Source organism: Acinetobacter sp. YH12255 (genome assembly GCF_013417355.1).
In the GTDB taxonomy this organism is placed as follows: domain Bacteria; phylum Pseudomonadota; class Gammaproteobacteria; order Pseudomonadales; family Moraxellaceae; genus Acinetobacter; species Acinetobacter pseudolwoffii.
This window is the reverse complement of sequence record NZ_VPEC01000078.1, coordinates 1-6,798: the sequence shown is the minus strand read 5'-3', so window position 1 is coordinate 6,798 and position 6,798 is coordinate 1. Positions and strand designations below refer to the sequence as shown.

Annotated in this window: 8 protein-coding genes; 3 read left to right on the top strand and 5 right to left on the bottom strand. The window is 36.2% G+C overall.

The annotated features are described in order from the left end of the window. The 3 genes from FTV30_RS15300 to FTV30_RS15290 all read right to left on the bottom strand — a co-directional run. Positions 1 to 268 (bottom strand): hypothetical protein (locus tag FTV30_RS15300; protein ID WP_180001875.1); only part of this gene is annotated, 268 nt, incomplete at its 3' end. Continuing rightward, entirely contained in the window at positions 265 to 1,188 is a 924-nt protein-coding gene (gene repM, locus FTV30_RS15295) for a replication initiation protein RepM (RefSeq protein ID WP_004856439.1), read from the bottom strand. The genes FTV30_RS15300 and repM, both read right to left, overlap by 4 nt. Positions 1,189 to 1,927: 739 nt before the next feature. Further along, complete coding sequence (locus tag FTV30_RS15290) at positions 1,928 to 3,496, bottom strand: ATP-binding cassette domain-containing protein (RefSeq protein WP_159124549.1); 1,569 nt, start codon at positions 3,494 to 3,496, stop codon at positions 1,928 to 1,930. Between the two features lie 381 nt (positions 3,497 to 3,877). Between FTV30_RS15290 and FTV30_RS15285 the strand changes: the two genes are divergently transcribed. Further along, complete coding sequence (locus FTV30_RS15285; protein WP_004870963.1) at positions 3,878 to 4,171, top strand: type II toxin-antitoxin system RelB/DinJ family antitoxin; 294 nt, start codon at positions 3,878 to 3,880, stop codon at positions 4,169 to 4,171. After that, entirely contained in the window at positions 4,164 to 4,445 is a 282-nt protein-coding gene (locus FTV30_RS15280) for a type II toxin-antitoxin system YafQ family toxin (RefSeq protein ID WP_001129137.1), read from the top strand. Before FTV30_RS15285 ends, FTV30_RS15280 begins: the two co-directional genes overlap by 8 nt. A 114-nt stretch (positions 4,446 to 4,559) precedes the next feature. Here FTV30_RS15280 and FTV30_RS15275 read toward each other — a convergent pair whose 3' ends face one another. Beyond that, entirely contained in the window at positions 4,560 to 5,030 is a 471-nt protein-coding gene (locus tag FTV30_RS15275) for a hypothetical protein (protein ID WP_004870960.1), read from the bottom strand. Continuing rightward, a complete protein-coding gene (mobQ, locus tag FTV30_RS15270) occupies positions 5,027 to 5,998 on the bottom strand; it encodes a MobQ family relaxase (protein WP_087528904.1) in 972 nt (323 codons plus the stop codon). The genes FTV30_RS15275 and mobQ overlap by 4 nt, the downstream gene beginning before the upstream one ends. Positions 5,999 to 6,361: 363 nt before the next feature. Between mobQ and FTV30_RS15265 the strand changes: the two genes are divergently transcribed. Next, positions 6,362 to 6,646, top strand: coding sequence for a hypothetical protein (locus FTV30_RS15265; protein ID WP_004856445.1), 285 nt, complete (start codon positions 6,362 to 6,364; stop codon positions 6,644 to 6,646). Positions 6,647 to 6,798: the final 152 nt, after the last annotated feature.

The following is a 6,798-nucleotide window of genomic DNA, read 5'->3' as shown; positions in this document are numbered from 1 at the left end:
GTTCGGCTTGATACTCGGGAATGAGCGTATTTAAAACCTTTTGAATATTGTCTTTGTCCTCTATCTGCAAATTATCTCGATAGTAAATTAAGTCCTGTATTTTGCTTTCCATCTGCATTTTTTTGGTGGGTTCTGCATTTTTGGATATTCGAGATAATAGGAAGATATAACCGCATATATTTTCCCTCGCAATTTCATAATTTACGATGTCGAGGTATTCAACGGTCACATGTTTTAGATCAGTTGATAGGTTGTTTAATTTAATCATGGCTGAAATCCTGATTTTTCTAATATTGGATAAAGCTCTCTGAATTTTTCAGGCTCTAAAAGCATATCTGCTATACGGATAGCAAATTGTTGGTAGCTTTCTGTACCTTGTGAATATTTCCCCATTTCAGGCATTTCTGACATTTTATTGGCAAATAAATGGCGTTGTGCATCGGTCATTTTGACAAAAAAGTCAGGTGTGTTTGGGTCACGCTTAGAATCTAATTTTTTCGGCTGTGATTTTTGCTTAAACTTAAATGAAAAACCAATAATTGAACGACCACGTTTGTGTTGTTCATACTCTGCTTTTATATCTGTGTACTCATTAATTTGATCAATGGCAAGGTGTAAAACTTTTTCTTTAAATTGCCCCATTCTCTTGTATTCGTTGGGTTCTATGCCTAATTTTAATCTTAGCTCTTCTAGCTCTACCATAGTCACTTTGCCTGTACTACGCCATGCGATAAGCAACTCATACAAGCGTATAGCGTAAACACTAGTTAAACTGCTGACTTGCTCTAGTTCATAACTGGTGAAGTGTTTTTCTAAATTTGTAATCAACGGTACAACATCATCAGAAAACTTAATACGAACAAGAGCTTCATTTTCTACATAAGATATTCGTTGTACCCATCGACTTATTACATTCTCAATGTTGCCCTTTTGAGTCAGCTTTTGATAGCTAAATCTACGATCAAATAGGCTTTTGCAAGCATCTTTAAGAACTTTATAGGCTGTATTTCTATGAACATTGAAATGGTTGATATAGCTTTCAGCATGAATCGTCAAATCTTTATCATTGGGTGTATTTGATTGCCTAGCTTCAAGTATGGCTAACAGTATTAAACGTTGTTCTGATAGGTCTAAATTATAACTGGCATTTATTAGTGCATTATCTTTAACGACTAGTTCCTTTTTCATAAGCACACATGTTTTTTAAATATATAAGTACACTCTATTTTATTGAGTGTCACTTTGCAAGATAAAGGTGTACTTATTGCAAGATAAAGGTGTACTTATTGCAAGATAAAGGTGTACTTATTGCAAGATAAAGGTGTACTTATTGCTATTTTTATTCTTATATATCAATTAATTGTAGAGGCTAAAAATTAAAAAATTAAAAAATATTAAAAAGAGGGGAGTGCTTAAAACTGCCCTATGTACTCGCTAAAGCTCGTACTCTATTGAAGCTCGTTCCTCGCTTCATGGGGCAGTTTTTGGTTAATCCTGTTTATGAAATCTAAAAGCAAAAGCATTGGTAATGTATTCGCTTCGCTCATACTTTTTGAAAAGCAAAAGCTCCAAAGTTCGCACCCATTCGGGATGCTCTGTAACTACCGTTTAAAATCGAAAGGGAGCTTGTAATCAGAGAAAAAGCGAGGTCGAAATTTTGATGATGCTCAATCGCTCGTAGACACTCGCTCGGTTCTTATTATCTAGGTTTTAATTATTTACTGGAGCTAATCAAAGTTGTGAAACATTGATGAAATATTAGTCGTGGAACGTGAAGAATCATAAAAAAAGCCCGAGCATGACGTTTCGGGCTATTAAGTATTGACTATAACATTGAAAGATAATGAAAATATCTAAGCATTTCGGATAAGGTGTATTATGTTAATTTTAGTAGAACTAATAAATCTATATATTTGAAAATGTCATTTTACTCAATTAAATACTCTTCAGATATTTCACACTGTTCAACAAAAAAATGATCATGTGAAACTAAAATTACAGCGCCCTGATATTGGCTAATAGCCTGCGATAGAAGCTCTCTAGACTCAATATCTAAATGATTTTCTGGTTCATCAAGCAATAATAAATCAATACCATCAGGATAGTGACTCATTGCTAATAATGCGACTTTCAATTTTTCACCACCACTCAGTTCTGATAGTTTTAATAAAGCTTTTTCACGACGAATACGTAACTGACCTAACAAATTTCTCCACTCAACTTCAGTAAGATTGGAGTTATAAAGTGCAAGGTTTTCGATTACGGATAAATCATTATTTAATAAACTAAAGTTTTGATCTAAATACAAACATGTTCCACTAAAGAAAATATCATCACGTTGATGGGTAGAAATCAATTTCAATAAGGTTGATTTACCAATTCCATTAGCACCTTTAAGATGGATTTTTTCGCCAGCTTTCAATGCAAAATTAATTTTATTTGTTGCTGTATGGGGTAGCTTTAAATCATGAATTCTTAAAATCTCTCCTTGCTTCGTACTCTGTAAGTGGAATTCAAACTTCTGAGCTTTGATTTTTTCTACAATGGTCTGCCTATTAATCAGACTATTTTTCAAATCATCAGTTTGTCGAGTTTGTTGGGCACGTAGCTTACCTAAGCTTTGTCCAGCATTTTCCTTTTTGAAATCTAGAAAAATCTTTGCTTGAGAATTAGAATCACGAAGTTCATTGCCTTTAGATTGACGTTTATTCGCTTTCATTAAGCTATCATGTTGCCGTTGTTTTAACTGCTTTAATTCTTTTTTCTCATTATTAATAGACTGAGTTAATGCATCCATGTGTAGCTGATGCTGTTGAATGTAATGCTCATAATTACCTTTGTAGTGTTGTAAGCCTAATTCAGTTAAAGCATAAATATGTTGGACTTGATTGAGTAATTGGCGATCATGACTAATCAGGCATACACCACTAGGGTGTGCCAAAATACTCTCAATTAACCATTGTCTAGATGTTGAGTCTAAATGGTTGCTTGGTTCATCTAAAAGTAGATAGTGATCCTTTTTTAAAAACAAACGACATAAAGCCAGCTTTGTTTTTTGTCCTTCACTCAGTTTTTCTGTTGGAAAGTTCAAATCCGTAGGTAAGTCAGCATTTTCAAGTATATTTTGCCATTTTTGTGGTAAATCCCAGGTATTTTCAACTAACTCATAATCATCAAAACTAGCTGTATTGTTCTCTATACGCCGAAAAGCATGATGTAAATGATCTACCTCTAATGCTTGTGCAATATTTTCAGCATTAAGGCGTTCTAATTGTGCCAAATAATCATGTTGGATATTCCATGAAACTTGACCACTATAATGAATATCTAAAGCTTGGCTTTGATCTAATATTCTGAACAATAGGGATTTACCTAAACCATTACGTCCAATTAATGCAGAAACCTGTCCTGATAAAAGCGTAATGTTTAGCTGATCAAACATTTTCTGTGTAGAAAATTCTAAATTTAAGTTTGAAGCAATACATGCATGTTGCATAAAAAATTCCTCATGTAGAGGATATGCAAAATAGTGAAGATTAACTTATAAAAAACAATATATTATTTAGGATATAAAGTAGAGACCAAGAATATATAGCCACAAGTAGAATCTATTTTGCACATCAAAAGTTTAAAAATAATGATGAGAAAATGACTTACTTCATTGGCGTTACTCTTGGGAGGATGATTTGAATAAGGTTATTTTATAATGATAAGACAATCTGTCAAGCTTGTACTAAAGCTTCTAAAAGTTATTTAACATAATGGCTGTTATACGAAATTCAGTTGTCAGAAACCATTTATTACATCAAAAGTAATGAAAAAGTAAAGAATATGACTTATATTATCTTTACTTTAATGGTTTTTGAGTGAGGGAATCATGTCCGCAGTCAATTTCAATATGCGCTTAGAAGCAGAGTTAAAAGAACAAGTCACCCCAATTTTGGAAGACTATGGTTTGACTATGCCTCAAGCATTCAAACTGTTCTTGAATCAAATCGTTAAAACTAAAGCGATTCCTTTGTCTTTTGACTATGCACGAGAACCTGCTTTAACTCCTAAAGCAGCAGCCAAGTTACTTCAATCTTTAAAAGAGATTGAAAATGGCGAGTACACCGAGTACGAAACGGTAGAAGAAGCGATTAAAGCTATGTCGGAAGAAGCACATGGCTAAACGTAAGATTATCGTAACCAGTTCTTTTAAACGTGATATTAAAAGACGTTATTTAGAACTGGTTACGGCTGAATGGGCAGAAGTATTAGATTGTTTAGTCGCAAATAATCCTTTGCCTGAAAAGTATTTAGATCATCCCTTGAAAGGTGGTGCAGAGTTTAAAAATTGTCGTGATTGTCATGTGAAGCCTGATTTAGTCTTGATCTATAGGCTTGTTGGTGACGATATTTTAGAACTGCATCAGTTGGATAGCCATTCCGAAATTTTTGGATGACTATCGCTCGATGCTTTGAAAGATGGCTTTAGCCATGTTTCAAAGTCGGGCAACTTTGCGACTGCTGTCATTGATTCGGTGATGGCAAGAGCCGAGCAAAGTACTGTCTAATCATTATTTTGGGTCAATCACACAATAATCCTTATTCGCTCCGTGACAGTCATTTTTCATGATGCGAACGCAAGACTTCCCATTGCAATTTTTAATATCTAGGCTGTATTTTTGTTCTAGCCATGCAACGTCTGCTCTACGCTGTTTGATTTCGTCCATGCTCGGCACATATAAAAATAATGCTAAAAAGAAAACGATCAGCAAGCTAACAAAAGCACTGGCGTAGATTGCCATGAATCGCCAGTCAAGTTGATTGGTTGCATTGTTTAATTCCCGAATACTGTTGTTGAGTGCGTCTATTTGCTTCTGATTGGCGTTTTTTAGGTGTTTTTCGGTCTTATTGAGTACTCCGCTAGCCACTTCCTTGTAAAACGCTTCTAATCGCTTGTTATCGTCTGCTATGGCTTCTCGATACTCTTTCATAGATGCCAGTAAAATATAGAGCTGGTCATCTAGGTCGTTTTGGTTGCTCATCGGTACATTCCGCCCTGATCTAAGTCTTGTGATGCTTTACGGTTGGCTCGCTCGGCTTGCTGTTGCTCTAGTTTTTGCTGTCGTTGTATTTCGGCTTGGCGTTCTTGTTCTAGGCGTTTAGCTTCTTGGTTTTTCTGCCATTGCTCGAAGCCTTGCTCGGCACGGTTTAAACCACGCTGTAAAACGCTGTCTGTGCGCTGTTGCTGTTGTTTGAGGTGTTGGGCGTTGTGTTGCTTCACATGGTCGTTATAACGGCTGATTTCGGTGTCTATGCCTTGTCTACGGAGTTGAGTGACCGAAGTCCCCTCATGAATGGTGGCTTGTAGTCCATTGTTCTGATCGGCATAGCTGCGGTGGTCTATTTTTTCTCGGTAGCCTGCTCGCTCCAGTGCGTGATTGGCTAAGTCCGCCCATGTTTCCCGAATCTGTTTGATGTCGTCTTGGGTTGTTCCCATATTTAGGCTTTTGCGTTTGGCATTACTTAACTCAATATCGGTTTTTGTCGTCAAAGTGAGTTTATTGTCAGGGTCTAATTCAGCTTTTCGGGTGGTCAGCATGATATGGGCGTGATGGTTTTTATCATTTCCGCCTTTGCTGGGTTCGTGAATGGCTAAATCTGCGATCACGCCATAGCGATCAACAAGTGATTGAGCAAACTCTTTTGCCAAGTCCTTACGTTGATCAGCGTCTAATTCATCAGGTAGGGCAATGACCCATTCTCTAGCAGTTCGAGCATCTTTGCGGTTTTCGGACTGTTCCGCCAAGTTCCACAATTCGCTACGGTCTATTTCTATATCAAGGTTAGACACAATTTCGCTATGGGCGACACCATCCTTTCTCGTAAAATCGTGGGTTAGTCCTGTTCGTTCATCTTTGAGTTTTTCCCCTGCACGATAAGCCATAGATGCAACGGCAGTTCTTCCCGAACTGCGGTTAACGGTTTTGGTTGTACAGTGGTAAATCGCCATTAAATTTTCCTTGTGGCATCCACGTATTGATTACATTTCGGGCATTCTTTTCTAATAGTTTGAATGGATACTCCATTCATTTGCTCTATAAGAATTTTAGGTAATTTGTATAAAAATTCATTCCCACAGTTTGAGCATATAAAAATATGCTGTTCATCAATATTGTATTTCTTCATTTGCTTTACCGCTCTTGCTTTTGCTTTTGGGGTTAAGGGGTGTCCCCCTTACGCATCTTTTGACTTGAATGAAATTCAAGTCGTAAGTGCGCATTTCATGAAAAACACGATAGCATATAGCCCGCTTGAATTTCAATTCATAGGGTTTTATGCTTGAGTGGTTTTCTATATCCCGAAATTAACCGTTATGACAAAATCTGCTGAAAATATCGAAAAGAAAATTGAAGCCCAATTAGAAAAGTTGAAACAGTTAAAAGCTCAAAAACAGGCTATTGATGCAAGAGAAAAAACCAAGCAAAAGGAACAAGAAAGAAAGGACGATACAAGACGTAAAATTTTGCTCGGTTCTTACTTAATTAAAAAGATGCAATCTAATGAAGCCAATAAAGAAAAAATACTCGCTGAACTCAACGAATATTTAACAGAAAATAGAGATAGACAGCTTTTTGATTTGCCCGATATTGAAGCCTAATTTTTCTTAGCTGTTTGGTTGTTCTGTTCGGCTTGATACTCGGGAATGAGCGTATTTAAAACCTTTTGAATATTGTCTTTGTCCTCTATCTGCAAATTATCTCGATAGTAAATTAAGTCCTGTATTTTGCTTTCCATCTGCATTTTTTTGGT